Origin of the sequence: Sphingobium cupriresistens LL01 (assembly GCF_001046645.1) — a bacterium.
Taxonomy (GTDB): domain Bacteria; phylum Pseudomonadota; class Alphaproteobacteria; order Sphingomonadales; family Sphingomonadaceae; genus Sphingobium; species Sphingobium cupriresistens.
Window position 1 is genome coordinate 2,501 of record NZ_KQ130436.1, and the last position, 21,000, is coordinate 23,500.

A 21,000-nucleotide genomic window follows, 5' to 3' on the forward strand; every position below is an offset into this window, starting at 1 on the left:
TTCACCATTTAATCATTGGTTCGATCGACCTTCGGGACGGACGGATCAGCGGTTAAATGGTCGAGGTATCACTAAGCTGAATAAAATAGGCTTTGGTGAAGCGAACCCGGAGAACTGAAACATCTCAGTACCCGGAGGAAAAGACATCAACCGAGATTCCGTTAGTAGTGGCGAGCGAACGCGGACCAGGCCAGCGCCTGGGATATAATTAGCAGAACGCTCTGGAAAGTGCGGCCATAGCGGGTGACAGCCCCGTATGCGAAAATGATATTCCAGGACTTGAGTAGGGCGGAGCACGTGAAACTCTGTCTGAACATGGGGGGACCACCCTCCAAGCCTAAATACTCGTACATGACCGATAGTGAACCAGTACCGTGAGGGAAAGGTGAAAAGCACCCCGATGAGGGGAGTGAAACAGTACCTGAAACCGGATGCCTACAAGCAGTGGGAGGGTCCCAATATCTTCGGATAGGCGAGACCTGACCGCGTACCTCTTGCATAATGGGTCTGTGACTTAGTGTATCAAGCAAGCTTAAGCCGTTAGGTGTAGGCGCAGCGAAAGCGAGTCTGAATAGGGCGACCATAGTTTGATGCATTAGACCCGAAACCCGGCGATCTATGCATGACCAGGTTGAAGGTGCGGTAACACGCACTGGAGGACCGAACCGTTCAATGTTGAAAAATTGTCGGATGAGTTGTGCTTAGGGGTGAAAGGCCAATCAAGCCGGGAAATAGCTGGTTCTCCGCGAAATCTATTGAGGTAGAGCGTCGGATGATTGCCGTTGGGGGTAGAGCACTGGATGGTTGCGGGGGTCGCGAGATCTACCAACACTAACCAAACTCCGAATACCAACGAGTCTAGTCCGGCAGACAGACGGCGGGTGCTAAGGTCCGTCGTCAAAAGGGAAACAGCCCTAACCTACAGCTAAGGTCCCCAAGTCATCACTAAGTGGGAAAGCATGTGGGATTTCCAAAACAACCAGGAGGTTGGCTTAGAAGCAGCCATCCTTTAAAGAAAGCGTAACAGCTCACTGGTCTAAACAAGAGATCCTGCGGCGAAGATGTAACGGGGCTAAAGTGATGCACCGAAGCTTAGGGTTCAGTCTTTGACTGAGCGGTAGCGGAGCGTTCCGTAGGCCGTTGAAGCGGGAGGGTAACCGACCGTGGAGGTATCGGAAGTGCGAATGCAGACATGAGTAGCGATTAACAGTGTGAGATGCACTGTCGCCGAAATTCCAAGGGTTCCTGCTTAAAGCTAATCTGAGCAGGGTAAGCCGGCCCCTAAGACGAGCCCGAAGGGGGTAGTCGATGGGAACCACGTTAATATTCGTGGGCCTGGAGGTGTGTGACGGATGGCGTAAATGGTCTGGGCTTATTGGATTGCTCCAGGCTGTGAAGTTGTCCCAGGAAATAGCCCCTCCGTATAGACCGTACCCTAAACCGACACAGGTGGAATGGTAGAGTATACCAAGGCGTTTGAGAGAAGTATCCTGAAGGAACTCGGCAAATTGCCTCCGTACCTTCGGAAGAAGGAGGCCCCACATAAGCGCAAGCTCTTGTGGGGGGCACAGGCCAGGGGGTAGCGACTGTTTAGCAAAAACACAGGGCTCTGCTAAGTCGGCTTCAAGACGACGTATAGGGCCTGACGCCTGCCCGGTGCCTGAAGGTTAAGAGGAGGAGTGCAAGCTCTGAATTGAAGCCCAGGTAAACGGCGGCCGTAACTATAACGGTCCTAAGGTAGCGAAATTCCTTGTCGGGTAAGTTCCGACCTGCACGAATGGCGTAACGACTTCCCCACTGTCTCCAGGATATGCTCAGCGAAATTGAATTCTCCGTGAAGATGCGGAGTACCCGCGGTTAGACGGAAAGACCCCGTGCACCTTTACTGCAACTTCAGAGTGGCATTAGGAAAGAGCTGTGTAGCATAGGTGGGAGGCTTTGAAGCATCGACGCCAGTTGATGTGGAGCCATAGGTGAAATACCACCCTGCTGTTTTCTGATGTCTAACCTCGTACCGTTATCCGGTACAGGGACCCTCTGTGGTGGGTAGTTTGACTGGGGCGGTCGCCTCCTAAAGAGTAACGGAGGCGCGCGATGGTGGGCTCAGGACGGTTGGAAACCGTCTGTTAGAGTGCAATGGCATAAGCCCGCCTGACTGCGAGACTGACAAGTCGAGCAGAGACGAAAGTCGGTCATAGTGATCCGGTGGTCCCTCGTGGAAGGGCCATCGCTCAACGGATAAAAGGTACGCCGGGGATAACAGGCTGATGATTCCCAAGAGCTCATATCGACGGAATCGTTTGGCACCTCGATGTCGGCTCATCACATCCTGGGGCTGGAGCAGGTCCCAAGGGTTTGGCTGTTCGCCAATTAAAGTGGTACGTGAGCTGGGTTCAGAACGTCGCGAGACAGTTTGGTCCCTATCTGCCGTGGGCGTCGAAATTTGAGAGGAGTTGACCCTAGTACGAGAGGACCGGGTTGAACATACCTCTGGTGTACCAGTCGTTCCGCCAGGAGCGCAGCTGGGTAGCTATGTATGGACGGGATAACCGCTGAAAGCATCTAAGCGGGAAGCCTCCCTCAAGATAAGATTTCTCAGGACGGTCGAAGACCACGACCTTGATAGATCGGATGTGGAAGTGCGGTAACGCATGAAGCTAACCGATACTAATTGTCCTATTCGCGCTTAAACGGTTCACTTGTGAACCGCAGAGTCCCACCATCAACGACAATGCTGGTCTCCAGCGCATGTCAGCGATCGGTCGGTTGTTAAGCCAGCCCGGATATACGCTTACAAAACATACACCAAACGCGGCTGTTGCCGTGTTTGGCAAGCAAATACTCATGTGCACGGCATCGATCAAAAACCCATATATGCGCCAGCTTCATTGCTTGGTGACCATAGCGTCTGTGACCCACCCGATCCCATCCCGAACTCGGCCGTGAAACCAGTCTGCGCCGATGGTACTATTGCTCAAGCACTGGAAGAGTAGGGCGTCGCCAGGCATTGAAGCTCGCGCATATATCGGAAACAAAAACCCATTCATAACGTCTCATAAAAGGGCGACCCAAAAGGTCGCCCTTTTACCGTTGGTGACGCGGGATGAAGCAGCCCGCCGTCAGACCGCAAAAGCGGGATGACAAGCAAAAATGCTTCGCAGGCTGCAAAACGCAGCCCATGTTGGTGACGCGGGATGGAGCAGCCCGGTAGCTCGTCAGGCTCATAACCTGAAGGTCGTAGGTTCAAATCCTACTCCCGCAACCAACATAAAGCATTACCGAACGCAGCGTGCTGAGGCTTTGCGCCGCCCCCGTAAAAGCGGGGGCCATCGCACCACACAACCCCGCCCACAAAGCGGGGTTTTTTATCGCCTGCTCTTCGCGCCATCGGCAGATGGAAAGGCGGCCCATCCAGCCGCCTGACCTGCTCCCCTGAAATTCCGCCAGTTTGAGCTGGAGTCCTTCATTGAGGAGGACGGAGATGAAGCGCAGCAGGTTAGCGAGGAGCAGATCATGACGAATTGAAATAGCGGAACGGGCTGATGCCGCGCCGATTTTTGCTTTGATAGAACCAGCGACAGCAGTGCGCCGGGATCAGAAGGTCGCTGTCCCGCAGTAGCCGGTATGCCGGGGGTGAACCGTAGCGGGCGGCGGGATGGCGCGGTTTTTCTATCTGCTGGCGTGACCGGGCAAGAAAATCATCGCCAGGTCCGTAAACTAAGCTGCTCTCGCCTACTTATCTGGTCGAGTGAGATGCGCAACGCGAACCATAGAGGCAGCTCAGACATGTTTCCCATAATACGCCGTTTCTCGCCCGACCCATTTATCGTCGCTCTCCTGCTGGCCATCCTGGTTGCCACCATGGTTCCCGCACGCGGCCCATTCGCCACTATCGTGGACGCATCGTCCACCATCGCGATTGTCGCGCTATTCTTCCTGCATGGAGTCCGGCTGCCCCGCGAAGCTTTGATACAAGGTGTGACCCATTGGCGCCTTCATCTGGCGATCCTTGCCGCCACGTTCGTGCTGTTCCCCTTGCTTGGGCTGGGGATCGCGGCGGCCGTTCCTGGACTCCTGCCCCCGCCATTATGGATAGGCCTGCTTTTCCTGTGTGCTCTGCCGTCGACGGTTCAATCGTCAATCGCCTTTACCTCGATCGCAGGCGGCAATGTCGCAGGCGCTGTCGCTTCCGCCACCGCATCGAACCTGCTTGGCATCTTTGTCACGCCGATCGTCGTCGGGCTGCTGACCCAAGCGCATGGTGGCGCGATTCCGATGTCTAACAGCTGGAAGATCGCTCTCCAACTCCTCCTGCCCTTCATCCTGGGCAATCTGTGTCGCCCCTGGCTGGGCGACTGGGCCGCACGCAATAAGAAGATCATGAGTCTGTGCGATCGGGGGACCATCATTATTGCGGTCTACAGCGCCTTCTCGGCGGCGGTGATCGCCGGTCTTTGGCAGACGTTATCGTGGACGATACTGTCCAGCCTGCTTGGGATTTGCGCGCTACTGCTAGCCGTGGCGCTGTTCGTTACCCGCTATGGCAGCCGTCTGCTCGGATTTTCGCGGGAGGATGAGATCGCGATCTCCTTTTGCGGCTCGAAGAAGACGCTTGCCAGCGGCGTACCGATGGCGCGCGTGCTGTTCGCCGGGCCGGATATGGGCGCAGTCGTGTTGCCGCTGATGATTTTCCACCAGATGCAGCTGATCGTCTGCGCCGCCCTTGCCCGCCGTTATGCGCGGGCGGGACGGCAGGATCGCGCTCCGGTGGTTGCTTCGACCAGTCCGTCCTCGACGGGTTGACCGTACCGCATTCGACACTGAACAAGGATGTCCCCGTGTGTAATCTCCATGATCATGTTCCCGCAACAGCCGACAATTCGCAGGACGGCCTGCGCCGGCTCGTCCTGGCTCAGCCTATCGCGCGGTTCGGCCATGATGGCGGTCCGACGGAAAAGGAGTTGATGGCGCAGCTTGGCCCCGGCACCGTGTTCATGATGGGTGACAATCCAGAGTTGAGTACCATGCCCAAGCGCCCCACGCTGCTTGACTTCTTTCGCCACCGCTTCTCCGACATCACTTTCCGCCATTTGTTGCAAAGCGCAAAGACGGCGCTCGACGCGGGGCACGAGGAAAAGATCGTCATGGCCTGTCTGCTGCATGACATTTCCAACGGTGCGTTGATTCGCACCGATCATGGATATTGGAGCGCACAGCTGGTCGCGCCCTATGTCACGGAAGAAATCGCCTGGGCGGTGCAATATCATCAGGCGCTGCGCTATTTTGCGGACGAATCCGTCGGCTTCAAATATCCCGACTCGTATAAAAGCTATTTCGGCACAGACTACACGCCGCCCGAATATATTCAGCAAGCGCATGATGAGGCGCGCAATCACCGCTGGTATATGACGTCCAGACTGGTCACCATTTACGACACTTATGCGTTTCAAGACGGATGGGACATCGACCCGGAAGATTTCACAGACATTATTGGCCGGAATTTCCGCGAACCAGAAGACGGCCTGGGCTTCGATAATTCGCCGACGGCCCATATGTGGCGCACGATGATCTGGCCGAACAACTTTCTGTGAATTGCGTTGTTGCTGCGACGCATGGGAACTTGGCGATCGCGCGATCATTGCCAACCTACCACTGCTAGGCTATAAGGCTCCATGCTCCAGGCATTCCGGCGCATATATCCAGGTGACAGCGCTCCGCAGAGAGCGTGTTCTTGGCGAGGAGAGTGGTATGTATTTCGCAACCAGCATGGTTGAAAGACCATTTCGGCGTGAAGCCTGGTGTGAGGCAATCAACTCGCGATGCGGCCCGTTCGTCACGACGTTCAGTGCCGGGGACTTCGAAGGTTCGATCGACGCGCGCCGCATCGCCGGGATGGACTGCGCAAGACTGAGCCAGACCGCCGGCGAATCGCTGCGGGGCAGACGCGAGATCGAGTTAGGCGGCCAGTCGGACTATCTTGTCATCCTGCAATTATCTGATCGCAGTGCGCTCGAACAAAATGGCCGAGCCGCGATCATGACGCCAGGCGATATTACGATCATCGATTCGGCGCGACCCAGTCGGTTCGTTTTCGACCGCAAGAATGTGCATATTTCGCTTCATATTCCGCGGGATATTTTGGACAGTAGCGGCGTGGATTGGTCGACGCGGCTGGCGACAACCCTGCCCCGGTCATCCGCCGTTCTGGTAGGCGCTCTGTTACGATCCTCTTTCGAACAGGCCTGCGGGCACGATGCGGAGCAGGAGGCTGCCATTCGTCAGGCGCTGATCGGCCTGATCGTCGCGGGCTGGCGGAGCCAAGACGCACAGAATATGACGAACGAGGCGCCGCAAACGGCAACCCTGCTGCGGGCGATCCAGAACCATGTCGTCGGCCGGTTGCAAAGCGAACATCTGACGCCCAAGAGCATCGCGCGCGAACACCGCATTTCCGAACGTCAATTACACCGGTTGTTTCAAGGGTCTGGCCTCACCGTCTGTCGTTGGATCCGGCAGAGTCGGCTTGATCGGTGCGCAGCCGATTTTCAGGATATTGGCCAGCGAGAACGGTCGATCACTGAAATCGCGTTCACTTGGGGATTTAACGATGCCGCACATTTCAGCCGTCTTTTTCGGGCCGAATTCGGACAGACCGCATCGGAATATCGCGCTGCCGCGATGATGTCACGATCAGCGGCCGCTCTCCCTCAGGTCCACTGATCACTGCCTATTGCAGGGCTTACGCCAACAGGCCTATCAGGATGAACAGATTGCCTCGCGAAAAAAAACATATGGCGCTGACGGTCGATCGCATCGCCGACCAGGCGCTGGCGCTTCTTGACGAAGTGGGCCTGGAAGGCCTGTCGACACGAAAACTAGCAGCGGCGCTCGGTATGCAGGGTCCCTCGCTCTACCATCATTTTCAGAATAAGGCGGAATTGCTGGGTCACATGACGGCCCGCATACTGTACAGGGCGTTGGCACCGCTCGATCGGAATGTGGCGTGGGATGTCTGGCTGCGAACCCTGTCGCACGCAACGCGGGCGATGACACTGGAATATCGCGATGGCGCCATGCTCTACGCAAGCTCCAACCCCAGCGACGAAATTCGCCGAAAATTGCTTCCTGACATGGCAGAGCCGCTATTGCGCGCCGGGTTCACTCAGTTGGCGGCGGATCAGAGCATATCTTTCCTGGGAAGCTTCGTTGTCGGCTGGGCCGTAAACGAACAGAATGAAACGGTCCGTCGCCTGATGGTTTCGATGATGGAAATGGACGAGACATTCGCAGCGGGCGTGGAAACGCTGGTCCAGGGCATCGCTATCCGCAACGGCAAGTCCCTTTCGACGCCGGCGGGATAGAAACGGCCGTGCGACCTGCGCACAGCCGATTTCCAGAGGCTGTCCGATCAGAATGTGCGCTTGAGCATCACGCTCCACTCGCGCGGACGACCGACCGTTCCAGCAGCCGTGCCCGCTGGTTGGGTGAGATTGTCGAAGATATTCACGTAATAATATTTGTTGGCCAGGTTGGTCACCGCGACTGCGGCTTCCCAAGACGAATTGTCCGGTCTGAACGCGATCCTGCCGTTCATTATCGTATAATTGCTGACATGATTGGTCGCCGCATTGAGCGCGTTGGTGAAGAAGCTCGACTGGTAATTGACATCCAGCCTGGGCGTGAACGTCCCGACAGCGGAGGCGATCTCATACTGCGCACCCAGGCTGGCCTTCCATTTCGGCGTGAAGGAGTTGACCATGTCGCGGGTGATACCTGCGGCCAGTGCGCCTGCGGTCAGTGCCTTATACTTGAAGTCCAGATAGCTCACCGATCCATCTATGGCGAAACCGTCGGTCGGAACGATCGTCGTTTCCAGCTCAATTCCTTTCACATGGGCGCGACCGGCATTTTCGGGGCGGGCGGAAAGCGGGAAGCCAGCATAGGGACCAAAGGTCGTGATCTGGATCGCGCGATAATCGTTGAAAAAGGCCGACAGGTTAAGCCGCAGCCGGCGGTCCAGCAGATCGCTCTTGGCGCCGATTTCATAGGCGGTCAGCGTTTCGGGCTGGAACGGCGCGGCTTGTGCCGGGGTAAATGGCCGCGGATTGATGCCACCGCCCTTGAACCCTGTCGAAACGGTCGCGTAGGTCAACAGGTCGGGCGACCAGCGATAGTCGACGTTCAAACGATAATCCCAGCGCGAATTCGTATAGGGCGGGTTGGCGGTCACACCGTCCAGGCCGCCCACCAACGCGGCGGGACCACCGGTCACAGGGTCGACACGGCGAAACGCATAGGTCTTTTTTTCGTCGGTATAACGCACCCCTGCCGACGCATTCAGCCCGTCTGCAAGATGGAAGACACTATGCAGAAACGCCGATTTGCTGCTCGAATTGATATTGTCGCCCTGCACGAAATCGACGACCGTGATGTGCGTGTCGGCTGAGACATCGGTGCCGACATGATTGCGCCCGCCCAGAAAGCCACGACCGCGGAAATAGTAACCGCCCACCGTGTAATCGACCACGTCGCCGAAACTGCCGTTCAGTCGCAATTCCTGCGTAAAGGTCGCAAAGCGCTGGGTTGCGATGGTTAGGCTACCGCCGGCCGGCGACAGGTCGCCATCGTTGGAATATGCACCGGTGGTCTTGCGATAGGCGGTGATCGACGTCAGCTTGATGTGGGGCGAGAGTTCATAATCGATGGTGCCCGAAATGCCGTGGCTCTTGGCCAGGGACTGGGGCGGCGCCGAAAAGCCGACCGATGGCACAACATAGCTGGAATAATTGACGAACTTCTCGCCGGTGGCGAACTGCTGCTTGAACGGCGTGGCGCCTGCGATCAAGCGCGATGCGCTGGGTTCGGAATCATCCTTGCTATAATCGCCGATCACATTGATTTCGAGGCCGGGCGCTGCCAGCCAGCGCAGTGCCGCACGAATGCCCTGATAATCCTGCCCCCCTTCGGTGCCCAGGCGGCAGTCGTTGGTGGAGCGGTTGGCGGGATAGCCGGACGCCGGGTTTCGGCAGCCATAGTCATAGCGGGTGACATAGCCATCCCTATTCTTGAGCGCTCCAGAAATGCGCACGAACAAGGCGTCGGGCACGAGCGTTATGTTGGCGGCCGCGCGCAGATCGATGCGGTTGAAGCGGCCATAGACCGCTTCGACAAAGCCACCGCCTTCGCCATCGGGCTTTTTCGAATAGAGCTTGATGGCGCCACCGATCGAATTCTTGCCCGCAAGCGTGCCTTGCGGCCCGCGCAGAATCTCGACCCGACTGAGATCGAGGAGATCGAACGCCGATCCGAAGATCGTGGGATAATAGACATCGTCGATATAGACGCCGACACCCGGTTCAAGCGCGAAATTGGTGTCATATTGGCCGATGCCGCGAATGGATATGGCGGCGGCGTTGCCGAAACCCGAACTCGACTGCTGGATCGTTACATTCGGCGCAGACGCCGCAATATCGGTCACGCTGGCCTGGCCGCGCGCTTCGAGCGCACGGGCGTCGAGCGCGGTAATCGCGATCGGCGTGTCCTGTAACCGCTGGGACCGGAACAGCGCGGTGACGACGATATCATTGTCGGTCGATGAAACGTCCTGCGGCGCGGTGGCAGCCTGATCGGGCGTGGCGGGTTCGGCGATGCCCTGCGGATAGGCGGCCAGGGCCGGGCCGACTGATAGTATAAACGCCAGCGCGCTTGCACCAAGCATGAACCGATGGAATCGCATCAGATACCTCTCCTGAAAATTCCGTCCGGCTTGAGCCGGCTCTTGTATTGGAGCGGATATCTTACGATCCCTGACTGCCCTTTCGCTTGAACATCTGCGACTGCGGTTTGACTAAGGCCGACGCCCGTCGCCCAAGGCCTAGAAATTCAACACGATGGCGTTGGCGGACAAGCAACCGCCGTAAATCCCGTTCATCCTTCCTCGGTCATATTGCGCCGGTAGCGCCGTAGCGGAGAGGAAAATCAAGGTGACGCCAGTCCATGTGGATATAGGCAAGATGATCGACGACGCGCCAGTTTCGCGCTTCCAGAAATGGGTTGTCGGCTTATGCTCCCTTGCGACATTCCTGGACGGCTACGACGTCCAGGCCCTCGGCCTCGCCATACCCGGCATGGCCGATGACTATGGCGTTGCGCCAACCGCGTTCACGATGGCCCTGTCGGCATCTTTGGTCGGCATAGCGCTGGGCGCGATGATTCTGGGTCCGCTTGCCGACCGCGTCGGACGGCGGCCGATGCTGATCTGGATGATGGTGGCCATCGGCCTGTCGATGATCGGCGCGATGCTGGCGCCCGACGCTGTCGTTCTTGCGTTCTGGCGACTGCTGACCGGTCTTGGCATCGGCGGCGCGGTGCCGACAGCGGTGGCGATGACTGCCGAATATGTACCCGCGCGCCGACGCGCGGCGCTGGTGACGCTCATGATCGCCTGCATGGCGCTTGGCTCGTTCGCCGCTGGCGTCAGCGCGCCCCGGCTGGAACATATCTGGGGCTGGCGTGGCATATTTGCCGTAGGCGCCGCTCTACCGCTCGCCATGGCATTTTTGCTGTGGCGCGTCTTTCCCGAATCATTGCGATTTCTGGTGCAGCAAGGCCTGCGACCGGCGGATGTGAGGCGTCAGATCATCAGGATATCGCCCCGACACGCCGATGCGACACCGACGATCGCGGCCCCGCGCCACGCGGGGCGCGCATCGGTTGGGGCGCTATTTTCGATTCGCTATCGTCGCAGGACGATTTTGCTCTGGGTCATTTTCTGGTTCAACCTGTTCGTCGCCTATTCGCTGATCGGCTGGTTGCCGACGCTGCTGCGATCGGCCGGATGGGCGAGCGATATGGCCCAGCGGGCGACAGGCCTGCTGGCGCTTGGCGGCATCGCCGGCGGGTTGACGATCGCATGGCTGGCCGATCGCGGCTATGCGATCATGGCCCTGCTCGCCGCTTATGTCGCTGCCACGGCGCTGCTGTACATCTTTACGGCGGGATCGGGTGGCGTGACGCTGTGGCTTGTATTGATGGCCTTTGTCGGCGCGGGCATATTCGGCGCCCAGATGGCGCTGAGTTCGATCGCTGCTGCCTTTTACTATCCTCCCGAACTCTGTTCGACGGGGGTTGGATGGTACAATGGCATCAGCAGGACAGGGGCGATTATCGGCCCGATCGTGGTCGCAGCGCTTATGAAGGCTGGCTGGACGAGCGGGCCGATTTTGGGCCTGCTGACGATACCGATGATTATATGCGCGGTCGGCGTAATGCTGCTGCCTGGCGCGCTGCGCGACCGGCCAGAAACGATGGAGGCACGAATGGATGACGAAACCGGCCGGGCACTGGCCGCTGAAATCGCCGAGTTGAGGGCGCAAGTCGCACGATTGCGCGACGAATCCGACATCCGCAAGCTGCAATATCTCTATGGCTATTATGATGATTATCGCGACTGGGACAGGCTGGTCGACCTGTTCGCAGACACAGACTGCTCCGTCGAGATCGGATCTCGCGGCAAATATGTCGGCAAGGCGCAACTGTCCCGCTTCTTTCGCGAAGTGATCGGACAGAATCGCGCATCATTGAATCGGGGCGAAATCTACAATCACCTTCAATTGCAGATGATCATAACCATCGATGCTGACGGCAATCGCGCCAAAGCACGTTCGCGCGCCTTGATCCAAGGCAACCGTGGCGAGGGTTCATCGATGATCTGGGCGGAGGGCGTTTACGAGAATAGTTTCGTCAAGATCGCCGAGGAATGGAAGATCGAAACCATGTACTGGTCGCCCACTTTCTACGCTCAGGTTACGGGTATCGAATCGCTCTTCTTTGTCGGCGCGCCAGAGAGCGCGGACATTCCGCCCGATATGCCGGCGCGTCCACGCGATCCTGCACTCGGACGTAATCTCGTCAAATATCATTTTTAACCGTCGGCCCATCAGCCGACAAATCGACGTTCGGCCAAACCCCTAATCCCCAGACCGTCGATGACGAACAACGCACCCGAATGGCGATCGCTCGCAACGGGGCTTTGGGCGGCCGCCGGAATTTCACGCGCCGCCGCTTCGCCATCGATCGATGTGACGAACAGCCGATCAAGATCCGGTCCACCGAACATCACACTCGACACCAGTGGTGTAGGCATGTCGATCGTCAGCGCGATTTCGCCGTTCGGAGCATAGCGCACGACTTTCGATCCACCGCATATCGCCGTCCACAGAAAACCCTGGGCATCGACGGTCGCTCCGTCGGGTATGCCGCCCATCGGCAGCGTGTGCGCAAATATCCTGGGGTTTGACATGCGGCCGTCCGCTGTGTCGTAATCATAGGCGAAGATGTCGCCGCGCATGGAATCCGCGGCGTAGAATGTCCCTCCGTCCGGGCTCCAGCATGGTCCGTTGGTCACCACCCATTGGCGGGCCAGAGTGGCGATGGATAGATTACCCGCAACACCATACCAGGCCGCTTCCGCCTCCGTGCCGCTCGTATGCACGCTGCCCACGACGAAGCGGCCCTGCTGATCAACTTTGCCGTCGTTAAGCTGTAGCTGATCGTCATGACCGCAGACATCGGCGATCAGTTGCTGGGCCCCAGTGCTGAAATCATACAGGTAAAGCCCGCTGCTCAAGGCGACGATAGCGCCGCCCCTCTCTCGCAACGCAAAGGATCCGGTGTAGTCGGCAAACGTCCAGGATTGGCGCGTGTCCTGCTGTGGATCATAACGCCAGATCGATCGCGACAAAAGATCGGTGCCGTAAAGTGCCTGTTCCTGCACGTCCCAAACGGGGCCTTCACCCAGCTTGCAGCGAAAACTCTCTATCGTGCGGATCTCCATGAGTGGGCGTTAGCCTAGCAGTGCTAGTTGATCAATATGGCACAGGTGCGATGTCGCCAGCGGTCTAAACTTGGCGGTTTCAGGCAAGCGGAGACGGTGGCGATGTTTCATATCAAAGCCGTTGGAACTGTGAGCGATGTGAACGCGCCTCGTCCGGTTGGTCGGTCGGCGCAGCTACGGACGACCATGGTCGAGATTGGCAGGAGAGCCAGATGAACTATGTCAAAAACGCCTGGTATGTGGCGTCCTGGGCACAGGATTTGTTGCCTGAAAAGCCTTATGGCACCTTCATTCTGAATGAGCCTGTCGTCGTCTGGCGCAATGCCGATGGTGAGTTGGCCGCTATGGAGGATCGCTGCGTCCACCGGCTGGCGCCACTGTCGCTGGGCCGGTGCGAGGGCGACAAGCTGCGCTGCATGTATCACGGGCTGTTGTTCGATCGCACGGGCGCCGTGGTTGAAATTCCCGGCCAGGACCTGATCCCGGCGCAGGCGCGCGTGCGGAGTTACCCGGCGGCAGAAAAGCACAGCTGGGTCTGGATCTGGATGGGGGACCATGAAGCCGCAGACGAAGTTCTCATTCCCGGCGCCGTGGGTCTCGACCATCCCGACTATATATTGGGTCACGGTCAACTCGATTATGCGGCAGAGGCGCGCCTGATCAACGACAATCTACTGGATTTCAGCCATTTGAGCTATGTCCATGCCAACAGCTTCGGGGCGCCGGAAGCGTGGGCATATGAGCGGCCCAAAATTACCATGCTGGAGCGCGGCGTTCGCGTCGAACGCTGGATCACCGGCGAATCCGCCGTGCCCGGCGAAGCGATCGGTCAGCCGATCGAGCGTTTCGCCTCCTATGATTTCCTGGTGCCGGGTGTGCTGCTGATGACCGGCGGCAATTTCCCGCAAGGAACATCGCAATCCTTGGGCGGCGGCGCGCCCGACATGTCGAAGGCGTTGGCCGGGGTCACCTTCACCAGCCAGGCGGTCACGCCGATGACCGACAAGACGGCCCGCTATTTTTTCTCTTGGGGGCCGCACCGCGACCATGGCGACGAAGCGCTGCGCGACACGTTGATGGGTATCGCCGCCATGGCCTTTGGCGAGGACAAGGACATCATTGAAGCGCAGCAGCGCGTGATGGACGCGACGCCGGATTTTCGGATCATGCCCACGACAGCCGATCGCGGCGTCACCCTGTTCAACCGCCTTGTCGAAAAGCTGGCGCGCGACGAGCGTACGCGGCTGAGCGTGGCGTCCTGACGACGAATGCCATGCGGAACGGTATCGACACCCCCGGCCTGCGCGCGGTCGTCATGACGATCGCCTCGGCGCTTGCGGTTGCGGCTTCGCTGTTCTTCGGCCTGACCTTGGCGCGTCTTGGCGCCGTGGCGATGATCGTGTTGGCGACCGCCACCGGTGCTGTGGGCTTGCTGATCTTCGGCAGCTGGACCCATGGCTTCGCCATAGCCTGCATAGCCGGAGGACTTCTGGGCGCTTCGCTCGGCATATTCGCGCCGCTGCTTTACGCGGCCGTTATGCGGGCTGTTCCAGCCGAAGCAAGCGGCCAGGCCGTCGGCTTTCTGAACGCGGCTATTTTCATCGGCAGCTTTGTCAACCCGATCGTCCTTGGCCCTTTGCGTATGATTGCCGGCCTGTCGGGGCACATGACAGTTTTAGCCGGACTGACGGTATTGCTGGGTCTTGCGACCCTGACGTTCGTGAAAATCAGAGGTCCAAGACCCGTTCCAGCTATCATGGAGAGTTGAATGAAAATCGCATTGACCGGGGCAACCGGCTATGTTGGCGGACAGATACTGGCCGAAGCACTGTCCCGCCCCGATATAGTGGTCACGGCATTTGTTCGCGACCCGTCCAAACTGCCGACGCATGATCGTCTGCGCGCCATAGCCTGGCGCATCGATGAACCGGACGCATTCGCCACGGCATTGGCGGGCCACGACGCGCTGATCCATGCCTTTCATCCGGGCCGGGATCTGGATGAAGCCGACCATGAGAAAAATCTGAGTGGTCACCGCATGGCGATTGCCACTGCCAAGAAGGCGGGTGTTTGGCGGTTTCTGGCCGTCGGCGGCGCTGCAAGCCTCCACACGCCGGACGGTCTGGAATATATCGATTCGCCAATGTGGGATCATGGCTTTGACGAATATCTGCCTGCCATCCGCGTCACGCGCGCGCTTTATTATCTCCTCAAGCCGGAAACCGAGTTGGATTGGGTGGTCGTCGCACCGTCATCGCTCTTACGGCCATCCGCGCTGACCCGGCAGTTTCGCTATGGCAAGGACGACCTGCTGTATGACGCAGACGGCATCAGCCACATCTCGCTGGAAGATTATGCCTATGCGATGATCGAGGAAGCCGTCGATCCCAAACATCATCGCGAGCGGTTCACCGTAGGTTATTGAGCCGCGACCGACCATTTTCCGAGCTTCGCGTTTTAGGAGACGAGACATGCATCACATAGTCGCCCTTTATGGCGCACCCCAGGATCCCGATCATTTTCGGACCTACTATCTGAACACCCATTTGCCGCTAGCCGCGAAATTGCCGGCTATGGTCGATATGCATTATAGTTTTGCGGTCGATACGATCGGGCCGGGCGATATTTATTTTTGCACATGGACGGGGATATTCGCCGACGCCGCGACCGCCAGGTCGGCCATGCAATCGATCGAAGGACAGGCCCTGGCCGCCGATGTCCCCCATTATGCGTCGGGCGGCATCACCCTGCTCAGCTACACGGCGCAGGCGTTCGCCGCATGATCGCGTTCGACACATTATCGACGACAGGGCGGCCGCTGGTGCTGCCCGGCGCGCACGATGCCCTGAGCGCGCGCATGATCGAGGCCGCCGGCTTCTCCGCCTATGGCGTCGGCGGCTCAGCACTTGCCGCCGTCCAATTGGCGCTGCCGGACGCAGGGCTGCAAAGTTTTGGCGAGTATCGCGACGCCGTCGCGCGCATCATGGAAGGCTCCACTCTGCCGTTGATGGTCGATGGCGAAAACGGCTTCGGCGACGCCAAGGCGACGGTCCGCACGGTTCGCAGCTTCGAGAAACTCGGCGCTGCGGCGATTGCATTCGAGGATCTGGTCCTGCCGCCCCGGCTCGATAGATTGCCCGCCATTTCCACGCGCGAAGAAATTCAGGGCAAGCTGCGCGCCGCCCTCGCCGCACGCCAAAGCGACGCATTCCAGATCGTGGGCCGCAGCGATGCAGCCTATGCGGTCGATCTGGACGAAGCGATCTTGCGCGCGGCATCTTATCAGACACTCGGTGTCGATGCGGTGATCCTGCCCGGACTTGCCGATGCCGACGCCTATAAGCGGCTGAGGGACGCTGTCAGCATCCCCATCATGGCGGTTGTCGTGCCAGGCACGCCCTGGTTCGCGCCAACGCTCGACGAACTGGCGCAGATCGGGGTGGAGGTCGCCATATATCCTGCTGCGATCATGTGGCGCGTCGTCGTCGCCATGCAGGAAGGCCTGGCCGCCATTCGCGATTCCAATGGCGCGCCACCAGCCAATTTTGATCCCCGGATCATCGGCCAATATCTGCGCACGGCGGACTGGACGCAGGTGGACAGCAATTATGCGTAAGGGCTGGCAATGAACCCAGACTATATCGTGATCGGCGCCGGGTCGGCCGGTTCCGTCCTAGCCAATCGGCTGAGCGGCCCCGGCGGCGGTACGGTGCTGTTGCTGGAAGCCGGAGGCGCCACGCGTAGTCTGCTGTATCGCATGCCGCTGGCGGCGACCAAATTATGGTTCAACCCGAAGACGAGTTGGGGCCTTTGGAGCGAACCCGAACCGGGACTGGGCGGGCGCAAGATCCCAGTGCCCCGCGGCAAGGGTCTGGGCGGCAGTTCGGCGATCAATGGCACCATCTATAATCGCGGCAGCCCACATGATTATGATCAGTGGCGCGATCTTGGCCTGAACGACTGGGACTATGCGTCGCTGCTCCCCTATTTCCGACGCATTGAAAATCACTGGCGCGGCAAGGATGCGGTGCATGGCGCCGACGGCGAAGTGCGCATTTCTCCTGTCGGCAGCCGCAGTCCGTTCATGCCGGCCTTTCTGGAAACTGCGCGGCAGATGGGTTGGCCGGTGACCGATGACTTTTTGTGCAATGACGGGGAAGGCGTAGGCCTGTCCGATCTGAACGTCGATGCACGCGGCCGTCGCGTCAGCGCTGCGGACGCATTTCTGCGCCCGATCGCCAGCCGGGCGACGCTCACGGTTGCGACACATGCGCAGGTGCGCCGCATCATTATCGAGGACGGACGCGCCATCGGCGTCGAATATGACCATCATGGCCGGCGCAAGATCGTCCATGCAGCGCGCGAGATCATCCTCGCCGCCGGCGCGATTGCATCGCCCCAGATCCTGCTGCTGTCCGGCATCGGCCCCGCCGACGAACTAGGTGCGGTTGGCATCAAGCCGGTGCATGACCTGCCCGGCGTGGGTCGCAACTTCAATGACCAACCAGGCGGCAGTTTCGAATTCACAGTCAAGCAGCCGTTGAGCTTCACACGCAGTTTGCGCGCCGATCGTTTCGTCCTGTCTCTTGCGCAATGGGCGCTGGGCTTGGGGGGGGTGGCGGCCGGTCCTCCCATCGTCTCGATGGGGACGATCCGCACCAACAGTCTCGATCGCTCACCCGACCTGCGGCTCAACCTGGCTGCCGGAACGATGCTGTCGAAGGTCTGGTATCCCGGCATTACCAAGGCAGGTCCGCACAAGCTGATGATGAGTTTTGGTTTGGCGCATCCAGAAAGCCGCGGCAGCATAACGCTGACGTCGGCCGATCCATCCATGGCACCACGTATCTGCTTTAACCTGTTGATGGCCAAGGGTGATATGGACCGGATGAGGTCCTATTATCGGCTGCTTTCGGGGATGATTCGACAGCCCGCCTTCGCCGATATAGCGGGCGAAATTACCCGTCCTGAGGCTAATCCGGTCGATGACGATGCGCTCGACGCCTATTTGCGATCGGTGGCCGGTACGACTTCTCATCCCATGGGATCGTGCAAGATGGGCTTAGACGACGCAGCGGTTGTGGATGCGCGCTGTTGCGTACGCGGGATAAAAAACCTGCGGGTGGTGGATGCCTCCATCTTCCCGACGCAAATTGCCGGCAATCCGCATTCCGCTATCATGGCCGTTGGCGACAAGGTGTCGGATGTCATTCTCAATCGCCCTGCAATGCGTGATTGAGATGTTGTCAACCCTCCGATCGTGCGCGCCCCTGTGTCAGCAGCGGATGCAAAAGGGAGCAAGGCGGTCAAGCCCTCTACCGCTTGCGCGGCGGGTTGAGGACCAAAATCCACGCCAAAGCGGATGGTTGCGGAGACCTGATCGCCTTCGATATCCGACCGAGCCGCTCTTTGCCGCCTGAAGAAAATTGGCGCGGGACGAGATCAAGCCAAGCCAAGCGATCGCGCTCCCGCAACCAACGCATATCTCAGTCAGCGAAGCGAACGCCAAGATTCACGTTGTCCCCGCAAATGCGGGGACCCATTGGGCCACATACGACCCCGCCCACAACCGGGGTTTTTAGCGCCCAACCCTCATCGCCCTTGAAAGCGGACGGCAAACCGCTCTGAGCTCAGCTTCCGAAATGATAGCGCAGTTCGACGCCATAGGTACGCGGGGCGCCATAAAAGCCGCTCATCACCCCCAGTTGCGCCGATCCCACATTACTCGACGCATAATATTTCTTGTCGAACAGATTGCGCATGAAAAGGGCCGCATCAAAGCCAGATCCTGCAACCTGCTTCAGGTCGAACCGCGCATTGACCAGGTCATAGGCGGGCAGGACATTGTCCGACGATCGGACCTTGCTCGACCGATAATAGTCGATCGACAACGTCCCTTCGCCCACATCAGGCGAAAGCGGCAGGGTCCAGCGTGCGCCGGCCGTCACGGTCGTCTTGGCGACCAGGTTGAAGGGCACTTCTGCGATCCGCAGATAGGGCAGCAAGTCGGCCGGCGCCGTCAGCGACCGCGACTTGAGGTCGAGGAAGGTCGCGCCGACATCGAAGGACAGGGTGCGGGTCGGCGCAATCCGCCCCGACAGGTCGATGCCTGCGACGCGCGTCTTGCCCGCATTGACCAGCAACGTGCCGCCCGCCGGATCGTTGCTGGCGTTGCAGTCGCCATCGGGCGATCGCGGAGCATCGGTGCCGCCCGGCGCAGTCAGACTACAGGTCGCCTGCGTGTTCAGGCCCGACACCGGCACCTGAACGCCGCTATACCAGCCGATGAAGGGCGATGCGTTCAGCCGGATGTCGACCGCGCCCGCGCGGAAATCGGACCGGATGCCTGCTTCGATGTCCGTGACTTTTTCCGGCGCGAAGGACTGGAATTGCGTCAGTCGCCCGGCCAGCGTCGGGCCGTTGATCCCCCCCGACCGATAGCCGCGCCGGGTGACGGCATAGAGGAACAGCTCGTCATTGGCCTGCCAGTCGAAACCGATCGTCCAGGTCGGCGCTTTGGACGATGTCTTGTTGACGCTGGCGTTGCGGATGGTGGGCGTGCGCGTCTGGCAGTCGCGCGGGGTGACGGTCGGGTTGGGGGTGGTGCCGCCGCCGATGCAGGCGGTAATATCGTCCCAGGTATAGCGGAACCCCGCACTGAACCGCAGCCCCTGCACCCATGTCCCCAGATCATAGCCGATATTGCCGAACAGCGCCTTGCTGCGTTCAGCGTAGAAGCTGTAGTTGAACGGCGCATCGGTGATGCCCGGCAGGATGAAGGTGGGGATATAGGTGCCGCTGGGACCAACCGGATTGCTGGCCAGGTAAAATCCGCCGACCAGCCAGTCCAGCCTGTCGTCGAACAGCTTGCCGCGCAATTGCAATTCTTCGGTATATTGCTTGACGTCCGATCGTTGCCGGCCGCCGACCACCGTAACCGGCAGACCCGCCGGGATGGCGCCGGTGCCGTCCGAAATCAGCGTAGGCAGGCCATCGACGCTGGAAAAATAATCCACCTTGGTATGGCGATAGCCAAAGATGTTGACGACCTGGACATCGGGGCCAAGATCGATTTCCGTCCGGTTGGTCACGCCGAACCGGTTGACCCGTTCAAAGGCGTCGACGTCGGAATTGATGACTCGCGGCCCGCGCGCCATTTGCAGCGCCAGTTGTTCCCTGGCCGCCGCCAGCGTGCCGGTCGCCGACAGCGCGTTGGGACCGGGCAGAATGTTGAATAATACCGACCCGCCGCCCACGGCACGATTGCGATAATAATCGACGATCGTGCTATTGGTCAGTCCTTCGAACGGTTCGAACAGCACGGACCCGCGCAGCGCGCGCGAATTAAGGTCATCCGCATCGCCGCCGATGCCGATATTCTTGGTCCACCCGTCCCGCTTCTGATATTGGCCGGCGATCCGCACCGCCAGCTTGTCGGCCACGATCGGCAGGTTCAGCGCGCCTTCCATCAGCCGCGTGTCGTAATTGCCATATGTGCCCTGCACATAGCCTTCCCACTCGTAGGATGGCGCGGTGGGATAATAGAGGATCGCGCCGCCGGTCGTGTTCCGCCCGAACAATGTGCCCTGCGGTCCTTTCAGAATCTGCACCGATCCCAGATCATAGGTTGGTATGCTGGACCCGACCGTGGGGGATGGCACTTCCGCGAAATAGCTGATGACGGCGGCGGCGCTGTTGCCCGCCAGCGCCTTGGACTGGCCTCGAATCGAAAAGTTGGTATTTTCCCGACCGCCCGACCCCGCCAGGAATACGCCCGGCGTCTTGACCAGCAGATCCTGAGTATCGCGGATGGTCGATTGCCGCAGCGTATCGGCGCTGAAGGCCGTCACCGAAACGGGCGTGGATTGCAGGCTTTCGGCGACGCGCCGTGCGGTCACGACGATGTCATCGACACTGGCTGTACTACGCTGGGGCTTTGTCTCCGCCGAATCCTGCGCTGTGGCGATCATGGGAAAAAATGCGGCCGTCCCCAGTGCCGATCCGATCAACAGGCGCGATAACCCAAATGCGTGCATAGCAATATCCTCCCGAAAGCGTGGCGCTGCGCCATCTCTTTGCCCGCCCCATAAAATAGAAGACGATCGTCTTAATTACCTGCCGAAAGGAAGGGGGAAGCGGCTCTTTGCTGCATCACCATGGTCGCG

Annotated in this window: 14 protein-coding genes, 1 tRNA gene, 2 rRNA genes and 1 pseudogene (1 of these 18 running past the window's edge); 14 read left to right on the top strand and 4 right to left on the bottom strand. The window is 59.4% G+C overall.

Going from position 1 to position 21,000, the window contains the following annotated elements; all coding sequences use genetic code 11:
- The 7 genes from V473_RS16650 to V473_RS16680 all read left to right on the top strand — a co-directional run.
- Positions 1-2,690, top strand: a 23S ribosomal RNA gene (locus V473_RS16650) (it extends 131 nt beyond the left edge of the window).
- Between the two features lie 201 nt (positions 2,691-2,891).
- A 5S ribosomal RNA gene (gene rrf, locus V473_RS16655) occupies positions 2,892-3,006 on the top strand.
- Positions 3,007-3,188: 182 nt separating this feature from the next.
- Positions 3,189-3,265, top strand: a tRNA-Met gene (locus tag V473_RS16660).
- Positions 3,266-3,753: 488 nt separating this feature from the next.
- Positions 3,754-4,803 (top strand): bile acid:sodium symporter family protein, encoded by a 1,050-nt coding sequence (locus V473_RS16665; protein ID WP_244884456.1) that lies wholly within the window; start codon positions 3,754-3,756, stop codon positions 4,801-4,803.
- Between the two features lie 161 nt (positions 4,804-4,964).
- The gene (locus V473_RS16670; protein WP_148648436.1) at positions 4,965-5,591 is read left to right on the top strand and encodes an HD domain-containing protein; all 627 of its coding nucleotides are present in this window, start codon (positions 4,965-4,967) and stop codon (positions 5,589-5,591) included.
- Between the two features lie 157 nt (positions 5,592-5,748).
- A complete protein-coding gene (gene feaR / locus V473_RS16675) occupies positions 5,749-6,720 on the top strand; it encodes a transcriptional regulator FeaR (RefSeq protein WP_066607595.1) in 972 nt (323 codons plus the stop codon).
- A gap of 41 nt (positions 6,721-6,761) precedes the next feature.
- Positions 6,762-7,361, top strand: a complete 600-nt coding sequence (locus tag V473_RS16680) for a TetR family transcriptional regulator (protein ID WP_082679180.1) — start codon at positions 6,762-6,764, stop codon at positions 7,359-7,361.
- A gap of 47 nt (positions 7,362-7,408) precedes the next feature.
- On the opposite strand, the gene V473_RS16685 is transcribed toward V473_RS16680, so the two are convergent.
- Positions 7,409-9,736 (bottom strand): TonB-dependent receptor, encoded by a 2,328-nt coding sequence (locus tag V473_RS16685; protein WP_066607599.1) that lies wholly within the window; start codon positions 9,734-9,736, stop codon positions 7,409-7,411.
- Positions 9,737-9,983: 247 nt separating this feature from the next.
- Here V473_RS16685 and V473_RS16690 point away from each other — a divergent pair, with 247 nt between their 5' ends.
- Positions 9,984-11,927 carry an MFS transporter gene (locus V473_RS16690; RefSeq protein WP_066607602.1) on the top strand — a complete coding sequence of 648 codons (1,944 nt, stop codon included), beginning with the start codon at positions 9,984-9,986 and terminating at the stop codon, positions 11,925-11,927.
- Positions 11,928-11,938: 11 nt separating this feature from the next.
- On the opposite strand, the gene V473_RS16695 is transcribed toward V473_RS16690, so the two are convergent.
- On the bottom strand, positions 11,939-12,835 hold the full coding sequence (locus V473_RS16695; protein ID WP_066607606.1) for an SMP-30/gluconolactonase/LRE family protein: 897 nt from the start codon (positions 12,833-12,835) through the stop codon (positions 11,939-11,941).
- 212 nt (positions 12,836-13,047) lie between these two features.
- Between V473_RS16695 and V473_RS16700 the strand changes: the two genes are divergently transcribed.
- From V473_RS16700 to V473_RS16725, 6 genes are read left to right on the top strand one after another with little or no spacing between them, the layout of a single operon-like run.
- Positions 13,048-14,097, top strand: a complete 1,050-nt coding sequence (locus tag V473_RS16700) for an aromatic ring-hydroxylating dioxygenase subunit alpha (RefSeq protein ID WP_066607609.1) — start codon at positions 13,048-13,050, stop codon at positions 14,095-14,097.
- Between the two features lie 11 nt (positions 14,098-14,108).
- Positions 14,109-14,603 (top strand): MFS transporter, encoded by a 495-nt coding sequence (locus V473_RS16705; protein ID WP_066607612.1) that lies wholly within the window; start codon positions 14,109-14,111, stop codon positions 14,601-14,603.
- Positions 14,604-15,260: an NAD(P)-dependent oxidoreductase gene (locus V473_RS16710; protein WP_066607615.1), complete on the top strand. Its 657-nt coding sequence runs from the start codon at positions 14,604-14,606 to the stop codon at positions 15,258-15,260.
- Between the two features lie 46 nt (positions 15,261-15,306).
- Entirely contained in the window at positions 15,307-15,618 is a 312-nt protein-coding gene (locus V473_RS16715; protein ID WP_066607618.1) for an EthD family reductase, read from the top strand.
- The gene (locus V473_RS16720) at positions 15,615-16,451 is read left to right on the top strand and encodes an isocitrate lyase/PEP mutase family protein (RefSeq protein ID WP_066607621.1); all 837 of its coding nucleotides are present in this window, start codon (positions 15,615-15,617) and stop codon (positions 16,449-16,451) included. The genes V473_RS16715 and V473_RS16720 overlap by 4 nt, the downstream gene beginning before the upstream one ends.
- A gap of 9 nt (positions 16,452-16,460) precedes the next feature.
- Entirely contained in the window at positions 16,461-18,074 is a 1,614-nt protein-coding gene (locus tag V473_RS16725) for a GMC family oxidoreductase (RefSeq protein WP_066607622.1), read from the top strand.
- Between the two features lie 145 nt (positions 18,075-18,219).
- Here V473_RS16725 and V473_RS24570 read toward each other — a convergent pair.
- Positions 18,220-18,306: pseudogene (locus tag V473_RS24570) on the bottom strand (hypothetical protein); the annotation flags it as partial.
- Between the two features lie 159 nt (positions 18,307-18,465).
- Positions 18,466-20,805 carry a TonB-dependent receptor gene (locus V473_RS16730; RefSeq protein WP_148648437.1) on the bottom strand — a complete coding sequence of 780 codons (2,340 nt, stop codon included), beginning with the start codon at positions 20,803-20,805 and terminating at the stop codon, positions 18,466-18,468.
- Positions 20,806-21,000: the final 195 nt, after the last annotated feature.